Raw genomic sequence first — 20441 nt, 5'->3', positions numbered from 1 at the left:
TATGACCCTTGCAGCCCGTGCCGGAAACGATGATTTTTACCGTCAGCTTCATGCTGCGCTGGGTAATACCCGTGCGTTGCAGCAACGTGAATGTCTGCAACTGACGAATGCTGATATTCGCTGTGAACTGTACCGGTCGGCATCGGCATCAGATCCTCTGGTTATTTTTTTTCCGGGGTTGTCTGCGTATGCAGAGCTTTATGCCGGATTGTTAGCCTCGCTGGCTGAGCAGGGATTTAATGTGGTGGGGGTTGATCCTCCCGGGCATGGGTATTCCGGCGGTACCGCAGGCAGTTATCTGCCGGAAGATGTACAGCGGATCACATCGCAGATTCTTGATGTGCTGGAGGATGAGTTCAGTGGGCCAAAAGTTGCTTTTGGACACTCTGTTGGGGGGATGCTGGCGCTTGCTGCGGCAGAGCATGATCCGAGAATTCAGGCCGTTATCTGTCAGACATTGCTGGTGACAGAAGTCCCGCCGGACTGGTGGCATTTCTGGGGCTGGCAATGGATTCGGGGGAGTGCTCAGTGGCTTCCACAGTGGCCGGTACCCTTACACAATGTGCTGAACTTCAGGCAGCTGATCAGTGGTCATCCGGCGCAGGCGTTGTTAGAGCATGATCCTCTGCTGGTCATGGCTTATCCTTTGCGGACACTGGCAGGGCTCTTCAGTCACCGGGCCGGGATTATGCGTCAGGCATATCCGTTCCGGTTGCTGGTGATCCAGGGGGAGGACGATAGGGTGTTATCGGCTCATTACGCGAAAAGGGTTGCAGAACAGTCTGTACATCAGATAGAAATGATAACTGTTTCCGGGGAGGGGCATATGTTACCTTTGCAATCACCTCCCAAACTGACAGGTATTGTTGGGAAGTGGCTGAGAAAAGCCTTGTAAGAAGAGGGGGCTTTCCCCAGAGTACAGTCCTTTAGTTTATTTTAGTTGAATCATGTAGTTAGCCGGGAGTTGATGTGGCTAGATTGTTGTCAGTATGTTGCTTGTTATTAAGCTTGCTGAGTATTACCTGGGTTAATGCGGCTAAGATTGATTTGTCGGCTCAGGAGCAGGCGTGGCTGGATGCCAGACAGGCACCGGTGCGCATTGGTCTGGCGGTTGTGCCGCCTTATTTAACAGTTCTGGCTGATGACGGCGGGATTGAAGGTCTTTCAGTGGATTTCCTGCGGGAGATAGAAACGCAGCTGGAAACACCGTTTAACTATATCAAGTTCGATTCTTACAGCGCGATGATGTCAGCGATGCGTGCCGGTGAGATCGATGTGATTTTTGGCATTGCCAAAACAGTGGAGCGGGAGAAATATCTGCGTTTTACGCCCAGTTACGCGTATTTGCCGAATAAGATTTTTACCCGTAAAGAGTTGTTTGATACCGCCGAAATGGCTGACTTTGCCGGGATGAAGTTTTCCGTGCGGGCCGATACTGCACTGGCGGAATTTATTCGTAAAAATTATCCCCGGATTGAGTTGGTAGAGTCCGGAGATATTAAAGAGTCGTTTGATTTGCTGGTGACCGGTGAAGTGGCCGGGGTGGGCGCGTATCCTTCCGGCGGGTATCAGTATTCGCTGCAGCAGGGCATAAATAACCTGAGCATTGTTGGCGATGTTGGGTTTGATTACCGGGTGTCTTTTGCAACCGGTATTGATGCGCAGATGCTCCATCAGCTATTAAGTAAAGGGTTAGCAGCAATTCCGGCTGCAACAGCAGACCGTTTCAGCCAGGAGTGGCTGAAGCCGGAGGACAGCCTGCGGGTTGATATCGGCAAGGTCAAGGAGGGCGTTTTGTGGTTAGTACTGGCATTGCTGGTGGTTGGTTTGGCGGGTCTGTTTCTGTGGAACCGCAGCCTGAAAAAAGAAGTTAAAAGCCGCCAGAAGATAGAGGAAGAAGTACGCTATCTGGCGTTTCATGATGATCTTACCGGGGTGCGTAACCGTCAGTATTTTAAGGATATGCTGCAGGACCTTGATGCCGTGGGAGAGAAGGCACCAGCGTTTGCATTATTACTGTTCGGGCTTGATGCATTCAGGCTGATCAATGACTCACTGGGACATAAAGTGGGTGATTATATGCTCAAACGGGTTGCTGAGCGCATTCAGAGTCGTCTTGAAGCTGGTTGTGAAGTTGCCCGGATCAGTGGTGATGAGTTTGCCGTGTTTATTCCCGGTGACAATAATCAGGGGTCGCTGAAAAACCTTGTTGAGATACTGATTGCTGAAGTGAGTAAGCCAATGTCTCACGGAGATCAAAGCCTCACAATTACGTCTTCTGTGGGGATTGCCAGTAATCATGAAGGTGCACTGGATACGCTGGCGGTGCTTGAATACGCTGATCTGGCGTTGCACCGTGCCAAAGAGGTAAACCCTGGCGGGTATATGTTCTATTGTGCGGAAATGACTGCGCAGATGAACGAACGGCAGGCACTGGCATCGGCATTGCGTGAGGCGCTGGATAATAAGCAGCTGTACCTTGAATATCAGCCACAACTGGTAATGGGCAGTGGAAAGATCTGTGGTTTTGAGGCGCTTGTTCGCTGGAACCACCCGGAAAAAGGGCGTATCCCGCCGAATATCTTCGTCGAAATCGCTGAGAAAGAAGGCATGATGATTACCCTGGGTGATCAGGTGCTGGGTATGGCCTGCAGGCAGGCGGTACAGTGGCAGCGGCAGGGTGTTGAGTTTGAGCGTGTCGCGGTAAACGTTTCAGTGAAGCAGTTTGTTGAGCCTGATTTTGTTGAAAAAGTGCTCAGCACGCTGGAAGAGACGGGTTTATCAGCTCGCTCCCTTGAGCTTGAGATTACAGAGTCTCTTTTCATGGGAGACTTATCACAGGCCAAAGAAACAATGCTGGCGCTGAATGAAAAGGGTGTACAGTTTGCGATCGATGATTTCGGTACCGGTTTCTCCTCACTGTTGTATCTGAAGAACCTGCCGGTTGATAAGCTGAAGCTGGACCAGGGCTTTATCCGCGAGATCACCAACGACAATTCCAGTTTGCAGATCGTTAAGGCGTCTCTGCAGATGGGACATGCTTTACGTATGTCCGTTATTGCAGAGGGTGTGGAAACGGAAGAAGAGCGGGCATTGCTGATGGAGCTTAATTGCGATCAGGCGCAGGGCTACCTTTATAGCAGGCCGCTACCTGAAGCGTTTATTTTGCCCGGGCTTGAAGCTGAGATTTCGCAAAACCTGAATGCAGAGCTTGTGTCATGATGCTTACAGAGGATAAACGGTAATCCGTTATTCTTTATAATAATCATTATCATTTACATGTGGGTAGTTTGTCGTTATCATAGCCTCTGATTTTAAGCATGGAGGTTGTTATGAGTTTCAATACACAGGCGATTACTTCTGTCCTTAGCTTTCCTGTTGTAACTGCTATTGCGACAACGCTGCTGTTATTAATGCTGATTTGATATTAGAGGCATCTGAAGTCTAGCTTCAGGTGCCTTTTATTTTATATCAGCTTCTCTGCTTCTCTGCTTCTCTGCTTCTCTGCTTCTCTGCTTCTCTGCTTCTCCGCCCGTGATTGTTTTCCGGATCTGTTGCTACAGGAGGGGAGATGGGAGGATTTCAGGCGAAAAAAAACCGGGTGCAAGCACCCGGTAAAAATACTTATGACAAGAGCCTATTGCTAACGGTAATAACCTGCCAGAGTCATTACCGTTGCAGGTAAGTGGTTGAGAAAGTGCCTGGCCAAATCAGACACTTTCTCTCAGTAAATTCCCGGTGAGGTGAGAGGTATTACTGATTACTTACGAGCAGGATCTATATTACATTAATGATAATGATTATCAACTGGTTTTGATATTTATTATCATTTAATTGTGAATAATGTATCTGAAAGTGGTTTACAGAAACCGCAGGCGAAAAAAAACCGGATGCATGCATCCGGTTAAAAAATACTTATGACAAGAGCCTGTAGCTAACGGTCAGCACCTGCCAGGGTGTAACCGTTGCCGGTAAATGTATGGTTGAGAAAGTGCCTGGCCAAATCAGGCACCTTCCCGCAGCAAATTCCCGGTGAGGTGAGAGGTTTTGCTGATCACTTACGAGCGGGATCTATATTATCTTAATGATAATTATTATCAACTGTTTTTGAGACTAATTGTCATTTATTTTTCGGTATCTTCTACTTCACTGATTTCAAATGAGAGATCCAGTAGCTCATGCAGCTCTTCATTGGGAATCGGTCGGCTGAAGAAGTATCCCTGTACCAGGTCACAGCGGTGCTCACGGAGGAACTCCAGCTGTTCTGCGTCTTCTACACCTTCGGCAACAACGGTGAGCCCCATGCCTTTTGCCATAGCCAGAATTGCCTGTACCAGCGTCCGGTCATCGGTATCTTTGGTAATGTCAGCAATAAAGGAGCGGTCGATTTTCAGTTTGGTAACCGGGAATTTCTTCAGGTAGCTCAGGGAAGAGTAGCCGGTGCCGAAGTCGTCTATGGATATCCCAACCCCCAACTGACGGATTGCCAGCAGGGTGTCCATCACGGCGGTGTCATCGGACAGCAGGACGCTTTCGGTGATCTCCAGATCCAGGCGTTCCGGTGGCAGCCCGCTGATTTCCAGTGCATGTTTAACCGTCTGAATGATGTCGCTGCGGTACAGTTGCTGGCTGGATATGTTGACCGCAACGCTTGGCTGAATACCTTCGTTTTCAGGCCAGTTGGCAGCATCCTTACAGGCCTGGAAGAGAATCTGAGAACCCAGTGGGACGATCAGCTGAGTTTCTTCCGCCAGTGGAATAAACTGGTCCGGCGGTATCAGCCCTTTTTCAGGGTGTATCCAGCGTACCAGTGCTTCGGTGCTTAACTGAATGCCGCTGAACGGGTCATAGATCGGCTGGTAATGAAGGACGAACTGCTGGGTGTTCAGCGCGCTGCGCAGTTCTATTTCCAGATCATGGCGCAGACGTGCTTCAGTGTCCATGTCCTGGGTGAAGAAGCGGTAGGTGTTATCCTGACGTTTGGCAATGGACATGGCCGTGTCAGCATTTTTCATCAGAGTATTGATGTCTTTGCCGTCACTGGAGTGCAGCGTAATACCGATGCTGGCAGCGACATAGGCTTTTTTATCTTCCAGCATATATGGGCGGGTAATGCTGTCGAGAATTTTTTCAACGATGTCCTGTACTTTGTCCGGGTTTCTCAGATCTGAGAGGATGATGCTGAATTCATCACCACCAAGTCGGCCAACGGTGTCGTTGCTTTTAACCGCTGCCCGCAGGCGCTGAGCGGCTTCTATCAGCAGCATGTCACCGTAGTTGTGGCCCAGGCTGTCATTGACACGTTTAAAGCGTCCCAGACCAATAAAGAGCAATGCGACATCGGTGTTATGTTCTTTGGCGTCCAGAGTGGCCTGACGTAAGCGCTGGGCAAAGAGGTTTCGGTTAGGCAGGCCGGTAAGGGCGTCAAAGTTTGCCTGGTAGAGAATCTTTTCGTCGGCTTCTTTACGGGTGGTTATATCCTGGAAGAGCACCACATAAAAATCATTGCTGTCGTGGCTGTTCTTGGCCCGGTTAATGGATATCCATTCCGGATAGCTTTCACCGTTTTTACGCTGGCTCCAGACTTCGCCTTCCCAGCGTCCGGCGCCGGACATTGCGTGATGGATGGCTTTATCCTGATCGCTGCGGTGCTGTTCCGGTGCTTTAAGCAGCGGGGAGGCCATGCCTTTTGCTTCCTGATCGCTGAAGCCGGTGATATGACTGAATGCCGGGTTTACAGTCTGAATCCGGAAGTCTGAATCCAGCACCATGATCCCTTCACTGGTGGTGTTAAATACCGCGTCAGAAAGCAGCAGCTTATGTTCTGAGATTTTGCGGGCAGTAATATCGGTGGCTACCTGCATTCTGACCAGGTGGCCATCCAGCCACTGAATGGCCTGGTCACGGCATTCGTACCAGCAGCCGGTATCACTGACATACTGTTCCCAGACGTGAATGCCGTTTGGTGTTCCGTCGGCTTCCAGCAGGCTTTTGCGGCAGGCGTAAGGGGCTTCGACTGTGGTTTGTAGCGGGTTGCCCTGACACTGGCCTATGACGTCTCCGAGAACGTCCATGCCGTACTGATTAATAAAGATGATGCTCTGGGTGTCCAGGTCAGCAACAAAGACGATGGAGTCGATGTTGTCCATCAGGGCACTGAGGCAGTCACGGGTTTTGATCAGTGTCTGTTCGAGAATAATGCGCTGGCGTATATCAATGTCGATACGGAACAGTTCCGGCTCTCCGACGACGTTGTACTGCAGCATCTGGCTGGAGAAAACCGGAATCGGTTCACCGTTCTTATGATGCAGGCGCTGCTCTCCGGAAGGCAGCGATTCGCCTTTTTCCTGTAAAGCGATTAACCGGCCAAGCAGGGGATCTGCCTGTCGGGATTGCAGCAGCAGGTCTTCAAATTGTTGTCCGATTGCTTCGTTCGCGGAATAGCCGTAAAGCTCTTCACTGGCAGAGTTCCAAAAAATCACTTTACGCTGTGAGTCATATCCCTGAACAGCAATGCCGTCGGTGGACTCAAACAGTTGACGGAAGCGTTGCTCGTTGATGCGCAGCTTGTTTTCCGCCTGTTTGAGGTTTGACATGATTTCTACCAGTGAGCGGGTGAACTGGTGGAGTTCAGTCAGTGATGAATGCGGAATCAGGGTGTCGGCCTTACCTTCTGAAAGGGATTTGGCCATATCTGAAATGGTTTGCAGCGGCAGTACGATGCGCCGGGTCAGCCAGAACGCAAATATGATGCTCAGGCAGATAAAGAACAGCCCGGTGGCCAGAGATATAAAGGTACTTTCCATTTGCGCCTGTTGCAGTTCCTGCTTGGGGGCAAAGTAGTACAGGTTACTGAAACTGGGTAAGCGCAGCAGGATGCCTTCCTGCCGGTTAAGCTGGACGTGGGTGAGCTGATCTGCAGGTGTATTGTGATACGCGTCATAGCTGCGAACGGGGGCGGCGTGTTCCTGCTGTGTCAGGACCGCCGGTTCACCGGAATCGAGAAAGAAGTCGTCTTCCTTGCCTGAAATCAGAACCTCTGTGCCGGGAGCGGCCATAAACTGGCGGGTATTTATACTCTCATCGGAAAAGGTATATATGGCGACGCCCTTACCAAGCATCTCGCCTTTACGCTTGATGGGCTGAACATAGCCGATTAAAAATTTGCCAGCGTCCCCCCGGATTGCCTGACCCTCACCTGCTTCGCCGTTGATGAGTGCCTGTGCAAAGCCGATCAGGGCAGGGGCAGTGGCGGCGGCAATGTTCTTTGATTTGCTGCTCCACAGGAAGAATTCGGTATTTTCAGGATAGCCCTGATAAGCCGCAAGCCGCTCTTCAAGCTGGGTGTCGACCTCAAGCATCAGGGTTACCCGGATGGAGTTATCCAGGCTGATTTCTTTCAGCTGGTGAGTGACCTGGTTAAGCTTGTTACTCAGGCCAAGGCTGACGTTATGACTTTCTGTCGAAATCTTGCTTTGGAATTCCTGCAGCAGTTTGCCGTCATAATTGTAATGTAACAGCAGGGCGGTCAGGAGCGTGGAAGCGGTGCTCAGCCCGGCAATGGTCAGCAAGATTATTTTTTTCAGGCTGTATTGTTTGGATCGATAGCCCATCGATTCACCTTGGTTGTAATTATTCTGTATAGACAATATCTGCTGCCAGTAAGATATCCTGCGGAATTTCTATACCCAAATTCCGGGCCCGGGGCAGATTAAAGACCAGCGCATAACGCCTGGCGTCGTCAATCGGGATATTGCCGGGCTCCTCGCCCTGCAGTATGGCTGCGGCTTTTAAGCCCGCCTGATAGCCCATAGCATGAAAATCGACACCGGCGCCGCCAAATAAGCCTAGCTGAACAAACGAGAAGTTAAGCGGAATAGACGGCTTACGGCTGTGTTTTGCTGTCCATTGCAAAATTTCGTTACCTGTATAGGTTTTTCCCAGACGGTCGATTAAGCGCAGGGCGACAGGGTAGAGGGAGTTTATATCTGAGGCGTTGGCTTCAGTAATGAATTGCTGATACTCCTCCCAGCTGTCGGTGATTCTGTATTCAAATTCTATATCCAGCGGGTTCTGTTGTAGTTCTTCACGGATCTGTCTGATCAGTGCTTTGCCCGTTGGTGAGTTGTCTGAAAGTACCAGCATTTTGCGCAACTCTGTATTAATGTTGCGCTGCACCTGCACGGCGGTAACAAAGTGAATTTTTTCATAAACCCCGGTGACGTTGGCCCCTGGTTGCTTACGGCTTTGCAGCCAGCGGGTCTGGGTATCCGGGCCCGGCAGGTTGTTCAGTCCGGAGAACACCACGGGAAGGTCCGGATCTTCAAGCGCATCCACAACGGAATAAAAGGCGTTATCGTCCAGGGTGACCAGAACGTCAGGCTGGAATTCGCTGATTTTTTGCAACGCGATTTCAGCCTGAGCGGCAATGCTCTGTGGTGTGGTGTTGGTACGCTTGGTATCCATTGCATACGCTTCAATGGTCAGCCGCTTACCGCTGAATCCTGAGTTGTTAAGCGCTTCAGTTACACCAGCGCTCTGCGGTTGTCCGCACACGTGATCCAGTTCGTAGCTGTGCAGAATGAATACTTTATAGGTATCTTTAGCTGACACCTGATTTGCCTGTGACACCGAGGGATTAAATGCCAGTAAAGCAAATACAATAAACAACGTTGCCAGATGATACGCCCGGTGGGGCACATGGTGCAGTGTGAACATAGAATTACCCCTCCTCAGCGGTAATGATTTTTCGTCCGGTTGCGGGTCCCCGGATAGCTTAGATAATAAGACCTAATGCAATCTGATAGTGCAAGTATCTTTGTATTGAATTTGGGATGTTTCCCCTTATTTATTAGTAACCTTCGGCGATTTTGCCGGTGTTAGCAAAGAGTGTTTTTGTCGGGTTTTTGCGACTCAAGGTGCTTTAACGGTTACGCCTGTATGAAAAACAGACAAACGGGCCTCTGCAATGCAGAAGGCAGCGCTAAAAAGTTAATTTTTAATATAAATCTTTTCGGAGTGCTTGACCTGATGCCGTCAGATCAATAGTATACGCACCGTCTTTTAACGAAGGCCGCAGCGTCCCATTCGTCTAGTGGTCTAGGACACCGCCCTTTCACGGCGGTAACAGGGGTTCGAACCCCCTATGGGACGCCATTTTCAGACTGCCTGTTTCTTCAGGTACGTTCTGGCAGGACGCGGAATTAGCTCAGTTGGTAGAGCGGAACCTTGCCAAGGTTCAGGTCGTCGGTTCGAGCCCGATATTCCGCTCCAATTCCTGCCTTTCTCATCGTATTTATGTTTCCCCCGGTTATTTTTACTTGTCTGTTTTTTCACTGATTTTGTCTTTTGGCAGCGTTTCTGCGTGTCTGTTATTTCTGCACTGAATCACAGCCGGCCAGTGCTGCAAAAAAACTTTTATAAAAACTTAATTTGCTGCTTGACGGACCCGGTATGACTCATTAATATACGCGCCTCCTCTGGTGAGGAAGTTACTTAGGTCTGCGAATAACTTAAGTATTTGTTGCGTCCCATTCGTCTAGTGGTCTAGGACACCGCCCTTTCACGGCGGTAACAGGGGTTCGAACCCCCTATGGGACGCCATTTTCACCGGTTTGGCGGAATTAGCTCAGTTGGTAGAGCGGAACCTTGCCAAGGTTCAGGTCGTCGGTTCGAGCCCGATATTCCGCTCCAATTTACAGTGTGACTGTAAAATGCGTCCCATTCGTCTAGTGGCCTAGGACACCGCCCTTTCACGGCGGTAACAGGGGTTCGAACCCCCTATGGGACGCCACTTCTTTTCAAGACTTCCTTGTTTTCCTGCTGTTTTCAAACAATATTTCCCGTACTGAATGTATTTTGTGTTTCCGTTTTGGGATATCTCTGTGCCTCAGATCGTATTCATACCCTAAAGCCTTACTTATACTGATTGCATGCCAACTGAACAGGTCATGTAATGTTTGCAGTGATACGGAAATCAGCACTGTTTATTATGCTGCTCTTCAGCCCTCTGAATTTACAGGCGGGGGCGGTGATCGTCAGTCCTGATGTTGATACGGCGTCTGTCAGCCGGCAATTGCTTTTATCTGTTTTCTCTATGCGTCTCAATTACTGGCAGGATGGCGTGCCGGTAGAGGTGTATGTCTTTGCGGACGATGATCCGGCGCACCTTAGCTTTACCAAACGTTATCTGAGAGTCTTTCCTTACCAACTGCGTGCAGTCTGGGACCGGGCGGTTTTTACCGGCTCCGGGGATGCGCCGCATCAGGTGTTTTCTGCAGAGGAAATGTTGCAGAAGATCTCCGCAGGTAAGGGGGCAATTGGCTATGTCGACGGGGATCTGAAAGGAACGGAAAACGTGAGGGTCGTGTATGAATACTAGAGCTTGCGCGGTACTGCTAAGCGGTTTGTCATTACTGCCTTCAGGTGCTCTGGCTCAGGAGCTGAGTATAAATGGCTTCTTAACCCAGGGGTTTTTCTATACGGACAATAATAATATTTACGGAAATAGTTCTGACGGCAGTTTTGATTTCAGGGAAGTGGCGGTGAACGCCCGTTACAGAATATTGCCTCAGCTGCATATTGCCGGGCAGCTGATGTCACGCCGTGCCGGCGAGGTGGATGATGGCTCGCCACAGATAGATTACGCCTTGGTGGACTACCGGATTGCTGAAAACTCTGTTGCGCAGTATGGCGTTCGGGCCGGGCGGTTGAAGATCCCCTTCGGCTTTTATAATGAAACCCGGGATGTGGCCTTTACCCGGCCGTCTGTCATCCTCCCTCAGTCGCTGTATTTTGATCAGGCCAGGGATCTCGAGTTGTCGGTTGACGGTTTTGGAGTGTATGGCGGAACGGATCTGGGCAGCGGCAGGCTGGATATGGATCTGGTATACGGTATGCCCCGTAAAGATGAAAATGTTGAGTATGCCTATCTGACGTTTGATGCCAGCGGTCATTTTGATGACTCTGAAGGGATGATGTTGCGGGGTATTTACAGCTCAGAGGGAAACCGTTTCAGAGCCGGGCTGACGCTGGCCGAATTTAAACTGGGGTATAAGCCTAAGAGCGGCAACAGTTTTCCCGCTGACCTTAAAGAGTTTAGCAAAGGGGATCTTAAGGTGGATGTGGCGGTGCTTTCAGGCCAGTACAATACCGAGCGCTGGTCTTTTACATCGGAATATATGTGGCACAAAGTTGACTGGCGCGAGTTAGGGGGCGTGTTTACTCAGCGCCCGCAGACTGAGTTTGAATCCTACTATTTACAGGCGCAGTACCGCTTTGCGCCAGGCTGGGATTTTATCGCCCGCTATGATGTGCTCTATCTGGATAAGTCTGACCGGAACGGGGAAGAAAACAGTGCTGCTTTTCGCCGTGCCCCCTATAACTTCTTTGCTAAAGACCTCACGCTGGGGGTTGGCTGGCAGCCGGATCCTGCCTGGCTGATCCGGGCTGAGTATCACTATGTTGACGGTACCGGCTGGCTGCCGGAGCAGGATAATACGGACGATTCGGATGCCGCACGGTACTGGAACATATTTGCATTGCAAGTCACTTACCGGTTTTAACAGCAGGGCTGAGGAATGATGGAAGCAACCCGGTTTATCAGTTTGAAGTGGCGTATATTTTGTATTCTGGTGCTGGTGCTGATCGGCGTACAGGGCGCATATGCGTTATTTTCCATGTATCAGCTTGAGCAGCAGTTTGACCGGCAACGGGAATACGTTAACCGAATTGAGATTGGCCGTCTGAATGGCTCGCTGGAAGTATCCTATGAACGTTTACTGGAAACGGCAGAGCTTATTTCTATCGATGCCCGCAGTATGGCGAGCGGACAGGAAGATGCGCTTGCCGGATTCAGAGAGTCAGTGGCCAGACGTTTTAATGCCCTGCAGCTCAGCGGTGCTGTCAGTGCGATTTATCTGTATGACCAGCGTGCAGAGCTGAGCGGGTTCTGGGGAGATAAAATTACTGTTCCCGGTTCAGACATTCGGCGGGTCATTGAAACCGAACGGCCCGTAAGGAGGCTGATCTGTACCTCCGAGTGTGTGCGTTATGTATTGCTTCCTCTGCTGCTGGATAACCACCGTATCGGTGTCATGATGGTTGGCAGCTTTCTTTATGATGTGATTTACAGTGTCAGACAGCAAACCTTACTGGATATCGGTTTGGCGCTGAGGGCCCCGGAGCAGCTCGGAGAGTTACATGACTGGGGCCTGCTGATCAGTTCTCTGACTAACCGGCAGCGAAATCAACCGATTCTTGAATTACTGAACAGCCGTGAAACCTTCAGTGTAAACGGAGGCGTTTACCGGATTCATTATCAGGAAAGTGATTATGAAATCCTGCTGGAGCCCCTTCAGGGGGTGGCTGTCGGTACTGCTTACTGGGTTGTGCTGGACGATATATCAATGGATATAAGCACCATTGAGACGACCCTGTTTAACTATCTGCTGACAGGGCTGTTTGGCATTGTGATTGCCAGCCTGCTGATGGCTATGACCCTGAGGCGCCCGCTGGCATTTCTGGTATCTCTGGCGGAGCATCTGCCGCTACTGAGTAAAAGTGAATATTCAAAAATGCGGACCGAATTGCTGAAATTTAATTCGGCGGGCTGGCATTTTGGCTATGACGAACGGGATATCGTGTTGCAGAGTACGCTTGATCTGACCGGACAGCTGGAGCGGCTGGAGGGGGTGGTTACGCAGCGAACCGAAAGCCTGGAAAAGAGCCGCTTTGAGTTGCGTAAAGAGCGGGATTTTCTTGTCAGTCTGTTGGAAAGTGCGCCAATGCTGATTATGACGCAGAGCCCTCAGGGGGATATATACACACTGAATCATTTTGGGATGCAGTTAGTAGGGTACAAGCCCGGTGAGCCTGTCCGGCTTAACTTTTTTGATCTGTTGCTCCGGCAGGATGAACAGCAGGATTTTACCACCCAGTCCGAGCGTCTGATGTCGGGCCTTGAAACCCAGGTACGGACTGACAGCGTACTGGTGGATACGGCCGGTAATCAGCACGATATTTCCTGGCTGCACGCCAAACTGAGGCGGGAACAGGGAACGCCTATGCTGCTGTCTATCGGTATGGATATCAGTGACCGTAAACGGGCTGAGCGTCGCCTGCACTGGCTGGCTAATCATGATCCTCTGACAGAAAAACCCAACCGTCAGTTCTTCATGAGCTGCCTGAATAATGAGATTGAGAAAGCCCGTATGGCGGCGGCAAATGTGGCTGTTTTATTTATTGATCTGGATCGCTTTAAAGAAGTGAATGATTCTCTGGGGCACTCGGTGGGGGATCAGTTACTGCAAATTGCTACCCAGCGGATTAATGACTGTATCCGGAAAACGGATCTGCTGGCGCGGCTGGGTGGGGATGAGTTTACAGTATTACTGAGCAGTGCCGCTGATATGGACGGTGTAAAGCAGGTTGCCGGTAAGGTCCTGGAGGCTTTTCAGCGGCCGTTTCGGGTTGAGCAGTTTGAGGTGGTTATCACTGCAAGTATTGGTATCAGCGCTTATCCGGATCACGGAGATGATGGCGCCAGCCTGATTAAGCATGCGGATGTCGCTATGTTTCAGGCCAAGGATGCCGGCAGAAACGGATATTTCATTTACGATATTGAGAAAGATAACCAGCGCTTCGAACGGTTTTCGTTAGGCGCTGATTTACGTAAGGCCATCCAGAGTGATCAGTTAGTGCTGCATTATCAGCCTCAGGTTGACTCGCGAACCGGTCAGGTGGTGGGCATAGAGGCACTGGTACGCTGGCAGCATCCGGAGGAAGGCTTGCTTAGCCCGAACCGGTTTATACCTGTGGCAGAAGAGCTTGATCTGATTATTCCGCTGGGGGAGTGGGTGTTGCACGAAGCCTGCAGTCAGATGAGCCGCTGGCTGGCACAGGGGTTTCCTGCCATGCGCATGGCGGTGAATCTGGCGGGGCAGCAGATTGCCAACGAGCAACTGATTCCCTGTATTGAATCGGCACTGGAGCAGGCGCAGCTAAAACCTGAGTATCTGGCGCTGGAAGTGACAGAAAGTTTTATCATCCGCCAGCCGGAAGTGTCCATCGGTAAGCTGACATACTTACGGGATTTGGGGATATCTCTGGCCATGGATGATTTTGGAACCGGATATTCATCCCTGAGTTATCTGAAGCGTCTGCCTGTGGAAAAGTTAAAAATTGACCGCAGTTTTATCAAGGATATCGGCATTGATAAGAGCGATGAGTCAATCATCATGGCAACCGTCGCTATGTGCCAGTCGCTGGAACTGGGAATCATCGCTGAAGGTGTGGAAACCCCGCAACAACTGGAATTTATGACTGCCCTGGGGTGCTATTGTGTGCAGGGATATTATTACAGTAAACCCCTGCCTGCCGATGCCCTATATGACTTTGTCTGTGTAACGAACCGGATACCGGAACCGTCAGATACCTGACCGGCTGCACCGGAGGTTCAGTGCAGCTGTTCTTCCTGACGGGTAAATTCGGTTATTTCATCATCGGTCAGAAAATGCAGGCATGAGCCGCCCAGCCGCCACAGCAGTTCCCGGGGAATGACGTGGGTGAGGTTGGGATGCATGATGAAGAAGTTAGCAATCGTTTCCTGTGCCAGATAGACATAATCTTCATCGGCCTCGATTGCCTCATAGATGTTCTCAAAGCGGTGTTGCATGGCGACGATGGCATCTTCACTGCCGGTAGCCTGCAGGCCTTTCTCAAGTGTACTTTGAACGGCGCGGAATGCTTCGGCTATTTCTTCACGTGGTGTCATGGGAATCCCGGGGTTGATATGTACTGAATATACAGCGAATGGACGCGGATAAGCGTGGCGGCAAATTTAACAGCTTCACTATGATCTAACAAGAGTATAGCTCCCGGAAGGACAGCGCTTGAAAAAAGCGGGGATTATCCCCACTTATGTTGTTCTTGCCTGCGCAAATGTTGCGCTTCAGACAGCTAACAGGAAATTTCATGACCCGCGCATTAACCGTTCAGAATCTTCGTAAAGTGTATGGCAATGGCTTTGAAGCTTTAAAAGGGATTTCTTTCGAGGTTCAGCAGGGAGACTTCTTTGCATTGCTCGGACCTAACGGTGCCGGTAAATCAACGACCCTTGGCATCGTGTCATCGCTGGTCAATAAAACCTCGGGACAGATTTCCGTATTCGGACATGATCTGGACACCGATGCCGCTGCGGCGAAACGTGAGCTGGGGGTTGTGCCGCAGGAGTTTAATTTCAATATGTTTGAGAAGGTGAAGGATATTGTCACCACTCAGGCAGGGTACTACGGCATTGCCGCCGCGGAAGCCTCAGAGCGGGCCGATCATTATCTGGAAAAGCTCGGCTTGTGGGAAAAGCGTAATGATATTTCCCGGATGCTGTCAGGGGGAATGAAGCGGCGGCTGATGATTGCCCGGGCGCTGGTCCACGAACCCAGACTGCTGATTCTGGATGAGCCGACTGCCGGCGTGGATATTGAGTTACGCCGGTCAATGTGGGAGTTTCTGGAAGAAATTAATGCTGAAGGGACCAGCATTATCCTTACTACACATTATCTGGAAGAAGCCGAGCAGCTGTGCCGCAATATTGCCATTATTGACCACGGCGAAATCATTCAGAACACGACCATGTCTGCCTTGCTGGCTCAGCTGAATACGGAATCCTTTGTGCTGGATGTCTCACCAGCCCTGCAACAGGCTCCCCGCCTGGATGGTTATGCGGTTGCACTGGATACTGACCAGCGTTTGCTGGTGGAAGTTGAAAAGAATAAGGGCATGAATCCTATCTTCAGCCAGTTGGCGGAGCAGGGCATTGAAGTGACCAGCATGCGTAATAAGAGCAACCGTCTTGAAGAGTTGTTTGTTTCGTTAGTGGATAAGAATCTTAAATAAATAATGGCTTTGTCAGTGGACAAACACGACGGGAAACCAGATGAGCAATAAAGAACTTTGGGTTGCATTCATGACCATTGTCAGCCGCGAGATTCGCCGCTTTACGCGGATCTGGGGGCAGACGCTGCTGCCGCCTGCCATCACAATGACACTCTATTTCATTATCTTCGGGAATCTGATCGGCTCGCGGATCGGTGAAATGGGCGGCTTTGATTACATGGAATATATCGTGCCCGGGCTGATCATGATGTCGGTCATCACTAACTCTTACAGTAATGTGGTGTCTTCGTTTTACAGCACCAAGTTCCAGCGGCATATAGAAGAGTTGCTGGTTTCTCCGGTACCTAACTGGGTGATTCTGAGCGGCTATGTGGTCGGCGGCTCTGCACGTGGGCTGGGGGTCGGCTTTATTGTTACCTGTCTGTCACTGTTTTTTACCGACCTGCAAATTCATAACCTGTGGGTGATGGTGGCCGTTGTATTACTGACCGCGATTCTGTTTTCGCTGGGTGGCTTCATTAATGCTGTATTTGCCAACAGCTTTGATGATGTATCGATCATACCGACATTCGTGCTGACCCCGCTGACCTACCTGGGGGGCGTATTTTATTCAATCAGCCTGTTGCCGGCATTCTGGCAGGGAGTTTCCCAGCTGAATCCGATTTTATATATGGTGAATACCTTCAGGTATGGCATTCTCGGGGTCAGTGATATTGATATCGTGTTTGCCTTCAGCATGATTATTGTTTTTATTCTGGTATTGTTTGCCTATTCGTTACATTTGCTGGGCTCCGGGCGGGGTATACGCCACTGAGCCGGCCGGTAGAGATAAGATGAAAGAGATAGAAGAAAGTTTACATCATGCCCCGCTGGGGGCAGATACACAGTACGTGAATCAGTATGACCCGGGACTGCTGTATCCGATCCAGCGGGATCTGAACTGGCAGGCCCGTGGCGTAGAGCAGCGCAGCCTGCCGTTTACCGGCGTGGATATCTGGAATGCCTATGAAGTCTCCTGGCTGAATCTGAAAGGTAAGCCTGTGGTGCGTCTGGCAGAATTCCGTATTCCTGCTGATTCCAGCCATATTATTGAGTCCAAATCCTTCAAACTGTATCTGAACTCTTTTAACCTGACAGCCTTTGCAACCGAAGCAGAAGTGCAGCAACGGATGCAGACAGATCTTTCTGCCGCGGCAGGTGCTGAGGTTCAGGTGGCGTTGCTGGCGCTGGACGGTGCCGGTCAGGTCAGTCAGTTCAGCGGTGAGTGCATTGACGAGCTGGATGTGGAAATTTCCGATTATGAGCCGAATGCGGACTGTCTGGGCTTACGCGAAGATGCCACTGAAGAAGTGACAGAAAGTCTCTACAGCCATTTGCTGAAGTCGAACTGCCCGGTAACCGGCCAGCCTGACTGGGCCAGTATTGTGATTGAATATCGTGGCGCCCCGGTCAACCGCGAAGGCTTACTGAAGTATCTGGTGTCGTACCGTGAGCACGGTGATTTCCATGAGCAGTGTGTCGAGTCTATTTTCATGGATATCTGGCAGCAGTGTCAGCCACAGGCGCTGACGGTCTATGCCCGTTATCTGCGCCGGGGCGGTCTGGATATTAATCCGTATCGCAGCAGTCAGGCAGTGGTGCCTGAAAATCTTCGCTTAAGCCGCCAGTAATTTCTTTTATCTCCGGGGCAGCAATCTGCCCCGGTAATATTTTAAGGACCTTCTATGGATGCGTTAACTAATTTACAGCAACGTTTTTCCCAGCCTTTGTTACAGGAACCCGGCCCGGACGCCGCCCAGCTGGACAATATGTTTACGGCGGCAATGCGTGCCCCTGACCATGCAGCACTGCGGCCATGGCGTTTTCTGGTCATAGAGGGGGACGCCCGTGGTGAACTGGGCGAGCTGTATGCCCGTGCAGCACTGCAGGCTAACCCGGATGTGACTGAAGATGTCCTGACCCGTAACCGTAAAATGACCTTCCGTGCGCCGACCATCATTGTGGCAATTGCCGCAGTGACTGAACATCCGAAAGTCCCCGCCAGTGAACAGCTGATTGCGGCAGGGTGTGCTGTGCAAAACATGCTGTTGGCAGCCAATGCGCAGGGGGTGGGCGCTATGTGGCGCACCGGCGGTGTTGCTTACGACCCGGTGGTCAAAGAAGGCCTGGGGCTGGCAGCCCATGAAGAGATCATCGGGTTTGTCTATATGGGTACTCCCGGCAAGCAGCGAACCGCGCCATTGTTAGACAGCAATGACTATGTCAGCCGCTGGCCGGCTTAGGTAAGCAGTGATGTCCGAGCAGATTCCGCAAGCGCAGCTGGAGACCGATCCGGAGAAGTTTCTGCCCTGGCTGCAGTCGCAGATTCCGTTACTCAGCCATATGGGCATGAAACCGCTGCATTTTAAGGATAATACTCTGGTAATGGCTGCGGAACTGGCGCCTAACGTGAATGACAAAGGCACTGGCTTTGGCGGTTCGCTGGCAACGCTGGCGACCCTGTGTGGCTGGGCGCTGGTGACGCTGGGATTGCGGCGTGAAGGGCTGGACTGCGATGTGATGATCCGCGACAGCCAGCTGAAGTATCTGGCACCGGTGACCGGTGACTTTGCGGCTCAGGCGGCGTTTCCTGAAGCGGAATGGCCTGGCTTTGTCAGCTATCTGCAGGAAAATGGCCGCAGCAGGGTGACCCTGAATGTTGTCATCACTCAGCAGGGAGAAAGCCCGGCACTAACCCTGACGGGGACCTATTTCGCCAGGATCCGCTAAGGCCTCGCAGAGGTTGTTACACCTCCGAAGATATAAAAAAGCCTGCAGATCTGCAGGCTTTTTTAATGCTTTGATGATGGGTTCAGTTATGAACGTTCAGCACTGTTGATGGTGATTCTCTTCACCGGCACATTCTGATAGCGGCCGCTGTTGCCGGTGCGGGTTTTACCGATCTTCTCGACCACATCCATCCCTTCGATCACCTGACCAAACACCGCATAACCGGGTTTGCCCGGCGTACCGTTCAGGAAGTGATTATCCTTCAGGTTAATGAAAAACTGTGATGTGGCACTGTCTGCAACCTGGGTACGGGCCATAGAAATGCTACCTTTCTTGTTAATCAGGCCGTTGGCTGATTCATTGATGATCGGGGGCAGAGTTTCTTTTTTGGTCATTTTGCTGGTAAAGCCACCACCCTGAATCATAAAGTCATCAATGACCCGGTGAAACACCGTCCCCGGATAGAAGCCGTTATCCACATAGGCCAGGAAGTTTTTCACTGTGTGAGGGGCTTTTTCGGGATAGAGTTCCAGCGTGATGGTGCCCTCCGAGGTTGTCAGGGTCACCACCGGGTTGTCAGCTGCAAAGGCATTGCTGCAGAGAAGCATCATGGCGATCAGCACAGCGCTGATCCGGGTCATCAGGTGTTTCATTGGATTTCCTTATTTAAAGACTTGTTTCAAAAGTTCTGTGGTGCGTGCAGCCGGGTTTTCGCGGATCTTCTTTTCTTCGGCTGCGAGCATGTTAAACAGCCCGTCCAGCGCACTGCTGGTCACGTGATCTTCCAGGTTATAGCCTTTTGCTACGTCACCCACCAGTGGGACTTTATTGGCTTCCTGGCTTAACTGGCTGTAATAGCGGGTCGCGCCTACCTGATCCATTGAGTGTTTAATGCTTGGTTTAAACAGTTCGGTCAGGCGGGCAGAGGTTTTACTGCGAAAATATTCTGTCGCCGCGTTATCCGGGCCGTTAAGAATCTTTTCGGCATCTTCGATGCTCATGTCCTTAATGGTGGAAACAATAATCTCGGTAGCCTGTGGGGCGGCTTTCTCTGCCGCGCGGTTCATGCTCAGTTCGAACTGATCCACCTGGTCGCCCAGGCCGAATTTGCGCATCAGGCTGCTGGCTTTTTCCAGCGGCTCCGGCAAAGGAATACGGGCCAGCGCGTTAGACATATAACCGTCGGTCTGGCCCAGTGATTCCACCGCCCGGCGGCTACCCACATCCAGGGCTTCTTTAAGACCGGCAACCAGGGTGTTGTAATCCAGCCCGGCGGCTTTATTTCCGGAGTCTGATGATTGGGTCGTTTCTTTGAGAATGTCTTTGCCGGCGTTTTCCACTTCTTTGAGGAGGTCGCCAAAGCCTGCTTGTGCCGGCAGCGCGAGTAATGTTGCCAGCGTGGTACTGAGAATCAGATTAGAAGTCTTCATAGTGATGTCCGTTTACAGAATAGCGAGGCTGCTGAGGCCAATGACGCCAAGCAGCACCGGTGAGGTGACAATGGCGGCAATGGTGAGCAGCAGTGCCAGAAAATTATAGCCAAGGCCTGCCCGGCTGCCGTTAATAATCGCCAGTAAAAAGCCGGGTAGCATGAACAGAAAAGCAAGGGGGACAAATATAATGCCCCAGAAGAATATTCCGGCCAGTGCCATTGCACAGCTGCAGATACCTGCTCCTGTACCGGCGGAAGATGTCTGTGTTGTCATGCGGATCCGGCTTTTTTCAGCGTTTAACTATCATCGCCTCTACTAGCTGAACCGGGTGTTTATAGCCCCGGT

16 protein-coding genes and 5 tRNA genes are annotated in these 20441 nt (G+C 51.0%); 15 read left to right on the top strand and 6 right to left on the bottom strand.

Translation table 11 applies throughout. The features are described 5' to 3' along the window. Nucleotide 1: 1 nt before the first annotated feature. Entirely contained in the window at nucleotides 2–895 is an 894-nt protein-coding gene (locus PCI15_RS18595) for an alpha/beta hydrolase (RefSeq protein ID WP_271271409.1), read from the top strand. A gap of 101 nt (nucleotides 896–996) precedes the next feature. Next, nucleotides 997–3222 carry an EAL domain-containing protein gene (locus PCI15_RS18590; RefSeq protein ID WP_271271408.1) on the top strand — a complete coding sequence of 742 codons (2226 nt, stop codon included), beginning with the start codon at nucleotides 997–999 and terminating at the stop codon, nucleotides 3220–3222. Between the two features lie 902 nt (nucleotides 3223–4124). Here PCI15_RS18590 and PCI15_RS18585 read toward each other — a convergent pair. Together PCI15_RS18585 and PCI15_RS18580 are read right to left on the bottom strand one after the other, a co-directional pair. Beyond that, nucleotides 4125–7613, bottom strand: a complete 3489-nt coding sequence (locus tag PCI15_RS18585) for a bifunctional diguanylate cyclase/phosphodiesterase (protein ID WP_271271407.1) — start codon at nucleotides 7611–7613, stop codon at nucleotides 4125–4127. 19 nt (nucleotides 7614–7632) lie between these two features. Continuing rightward, nucleotides 7633–8718, bottom strand: a complete 1086-nt coding sequence (locus tag PCI15_RS18580; protein WP_271271406.1) for an ABC transporter substrate-binding protein — start codon at nucleotides 8716–8718, stop codon at nucleotides 7633–7635. 362 nt (nucleotides 8719–9080) lie between these two features. Between PCI15_RS18580 and PCI15_RS18575 the strand changes: the two genes are divergently transcribed. From PCI15_RS18575 to PCI15_RS18540, 8 genes are all read left to right on the top strand, one after another. Then, nucleotides 9081–9156, top strand: a tRNA-Glu gene (locus PCI15_RS18575). A gap of 41 nt (nucleotides 9157–9197) precedes the next feature. Continuing rightward, nucleotides 9198–9273 (top strand) — tRNA-Gly (locus tag PCI15_RS18570). 254 nt (nucleotides 9274–9527) lie between these two features. Beyond that, nucleotides 9528–9603: transfer RNA gene (locus PCI15_RS18565), tRNA-Glu, on the top strand. A gap of 14 nt (nucleotides 9604–9617) precedes the next feature. Then, nucleotides 9618–9693: transfer RNA gene (locus PCI15_RS18560), tRNA-Gly, on the top strand. 24 nt (nucleotides 9694–9717) lie between these two features. Beyond that, nucleotides 9718–9793: transfer RNA gene (locus PCI15_RS18555), tRNA-Glu, on the top strand. Between the two features lie 162 nt (nucleotides 9794–9955). Next, on the top strand, nucleotides 9956–10381 hold the full coding sequence (locus PCI15_RS18550) for a hypothetical protein (RefSeq protein WP_271271405.1): 426 nt from the start codon (nucleotides 9956–9958) through the stop codon (nucleotides 10379–10381). Beyond that, nucleotides 10371–11564: a porin family protein gene (locus PCI15_RS18545; RefSeq protein ID WP_271271404.1), complete on the top strand. Its 1194-nt coding sequence runs from the start codon at nucleotides 10371–10373 to the stop codon at nucleotides 11562–11564. Before PCI15_RS18550 ends, PCI15_RS18545 begins: the two co-directional genes overlap by 11 nt. Nucleotides 11565–11579: 15 nt before the next feature. Next, nucleotides 11580–14438, top strand: coding sequence for a bifunctional diguanylate cyclase/phosphodiesterase (locus tag PCI15_RS18540; protein ID WP_271271403.1), 2859 nt, complete (start codon nucleotides 11580–11582; stop codon nucleotides 14436–14438). A gap of 17 nt (nucleotides 14439–14455) precedes the next feature. On the opposite strand, the gene PCI15_RS18535 is transcribed toward PCI15_RS18540, so the two are convergent. Next, entirely contained in the window at nucleotides 14456–14773 is a 318-nt protein-coding gene (locus PCI15_RS18535; protein WP_271271402.1) for a PA2817 family protein, read from the bottom strand. Nucleotides 14774–14973: 200 nt separating this feature from the next. Here PCI15_RS18535 and PCI15_RS18530 point away from each other — a divergent pair, with 200 nt between their 5' ends. From PCI15_RS18530 to PCI15_RS18510, 5 genes are read left to right on the top strand one after another with little or no spacing between them, the layout of a single operon-like run. Then, nucleotides 14974–15894 (top strand): ABC transporter ATP-binding protein, encoded by a 921-nt coding sequence (locus PCI15_RS18530; protein ID WP_271271401.1) that lies wholly within the window; start codon nucleotides 14974–14976, stop codon nucleotides 15892–15894. A gap of 40 nt (nucleotides 15895–15934) precedes the next feature. Then, complete coding sequence (locus PCI15_RS18525) at nucleotides 15935–16708, top strand: ABC transporter permease (protein ID WP_271271400.1); 774 nt, start codon at nucleotides 15935–15937, stop codon at nucleotides 16706–16708. A gap of 19 nt (nucleotides 16709–16727) precedes the next feature. Then, nucleotides 16728–17564, top strand: a complete 837-nt coding sequence (queF, locus tag PCI15_RS18520) for an NADPH-dependent 7-cyano-7-deazaguanine reductase QueF (RefSeq protein ID WP_271271399.1) — start codon at nucleotides 16728–16730, stop codon at nucleotides 17562–17564. A 54-nt stretch (nucleotides 17565–17618) separates the two neighbouring features. After that, entirely contained in the window at nucleotides 17619–18176 is a 558-nt protein-coding gene (locus PCI15_RS18515) for a nitroreductase family protein (protein WP_271271398.1), read from the top strand. Nucleotides 18177–18186: 10 nt separating this feature from the next. After that, the gene (locus tag PCI15_RS18510) at nucleotides 18187–18663 is read left to right on the top strand and encodes a YiiD C-terminal domain-containing protein (RefSeq protein WP_271271397.1); all 477 of its coding nucleotides are present in this window, start codon (nucleotides 18187–18189) and stop codon (nucleotides 18661–18663) included. 86 nt (nucleotides 18664–18749) lie between these two features. On the opposite strand, the gene PCI15_RS18505 is transcribed toward PCI15_RS18510, so the two are convergent. The 3 genes from PCI15_RS18505 to PCI15_RS18495 are packed head-to-tail and all read right to left on the bottom strand — an operon-like array spanning nucleotide 18750 to nucleotide 20369. Next, nucleotides 18750–19316, bottom strand: a complete 567-nt coding sequence (locus PCI15_RS18505; protein ID WP_271271396.1) for a peptidylprolyl isomerase — start codon at nucleotides 19314–19316, stop codon at nucleotides 18750–18752. Between the two features lie 9 nt (nucleotides 19317–19325). Continuing rightward, nucleotides 19326–20093 carry a DUF4197 domain-containing protein gene (locus PCI15_RS18500; protein ID WP_271271395.1) on the bottom strand — a complete coding sequence of 256 codons (768 nt, stop codon included), beginning with the start codon at nucleotides 20091–20093 and terminating at the stop codon, nucleotides 19326–19328. A gap of 12 nt (nucleotides 20094–20105) precedes the next feature. Beyond that, nucleotides 20106–20369: a hypothetical protein gene (locus PCI15_RS18495; protein WP_205657877.1), complete on the bottom strand. Its 264-nt coding sequence runs from the start codon at nucleotides 20367–20369 to the stop codon at nucleotides 20106–20108. Nucleotides 20370–20441 lie beyond the last annotated feature (72 nt).

Origin of the sequence: Aliamphritea hakodatensis, from assembly GCF_024347195.1 — a bacterium.
Taxonomy (GTDB): Bacteria; Pseudomonadota; Gammaproteobacteria; order Pseudomonadales; family Balneatricaceae; genus Amphritea; species Amphritea hakodatensis.
Note: the sequence above shows the minus strand (reverse complement) of the source record. Positions and strands in the feature narration are given on the sequence as shown.

What these genes read in the sequence shown, in the direction of transcription:
- PCI15_RS18595 (WP_271271409.1), top strand. Translation starts at nt 2, where the DNA reads ATGACCCTTGCAGCCCGTGCCGGAAACGATGATTTTTACCGTCAGCTT.
- PCI15_RS18585 (WP_271271407.1), bottom strand. Translation starts at nt 7,613, where the DNA reads ATGGGCTATCGATCCAAACAATACAGCCTGAAAAAAATAATCTTGCTG.
- PCI15_RS18580 (WP_271271406.1), bottom strand. Translation starts at nt 8,718, where the DNA reads ATGTTCACACTGCACCATGTGCCCCACCGGGCGTATCATCTGGCAACG.
- PCI15_RS18550 (WP_271271405.1), top strand. Translation starts at nt 9,956, where the DNA reads ATGTTTGCAGTGATACGGAAATCAGCACTGTTTATTATGCTGCTCTTC.
- PCI15_RS18545 (WP_271271404.1), top strand. Translation starts at nt 10,371, where the DNA reads ATGAATACTAGAGCTTGCGCGGTACTGCTAAGCGGTTTGTCATTACTG.
- PCI15_RS18540 (WP_271271403.1), top strand. Translation starts at nt 11,580, where the DNA reads ATGATGGAAGCAACCCGGTTTATCAGTTTGAAGTGGCGTATATTTTGT.
- PCI15_RS18535 (WP_271271402.1), bottom strand. Translation starts at nt 14,773, where the DNA reads ATGACACCACGTGAAGAAATAGCCGAAGCATTCCGCGCCGTTCAAAGT.
- PCI15_RS18530 (WP_271271401.1), top strand. Translation starts at nt 14,974, where the DNA reads ATGACCCGCGCATTAACCGTTCAGAATCTTCGTAAAGTGTATGGCAAT.
- PCI15_RS18525 (WP_271271400.1), top strand. Translation starts at nt 15,935, where the DNA reads ATGAGCAATAAAGAACTTTGGGTTGCATTCATGACCATTGTCAGCCGC.
- queF (WP_271271399.1), top strand. Translation starts at nt 16,728, where the DNA reads ATGAAAGAGATAGAAGAAAGTTTACATCATGCCCCGCTGGGGGCAGAT.
- PCI15_RS18515 (WP_271271398.1), top strand. Translation starts at nt 17,619, where the DNA reads ATGGATGCGTTAACTAATTTACAGCAACGTTTTTCCCAGCCTTTGTTA.
- PCI15_RS18510 (WP_271271397.1), top strand. Translation starts at nt 18,187, where the DNA reads ATGTCCGAGCAGATTCCGCAAGCGCAGCTGGAGACCGATCCGGAGAAG.
- PCI15_RS18505 (WP_271271396.1), bottom strand. Translation starts at nt 19,316, where the DNA reads ATGAAACACCTGATGACCCGGATCAGCGCTGTGCTGATCGCCATGATG.
- PCI15_RS18500 (WP_271271395.1), bottom strand. Translation starts at nt 20,093, where the DNA reads ATGAAGACTTCTAATCTGATTCTCAGTACCACGCTGGCAACATTACTC.
- PCI15_RS18495 (WP_205657877.1), bottom strand. Translation starts at nt 20,369, where the DNA reads ATGACAACACAGACATCTTCCGCCGGTACAGGAGCAGGTATCTGCAGC.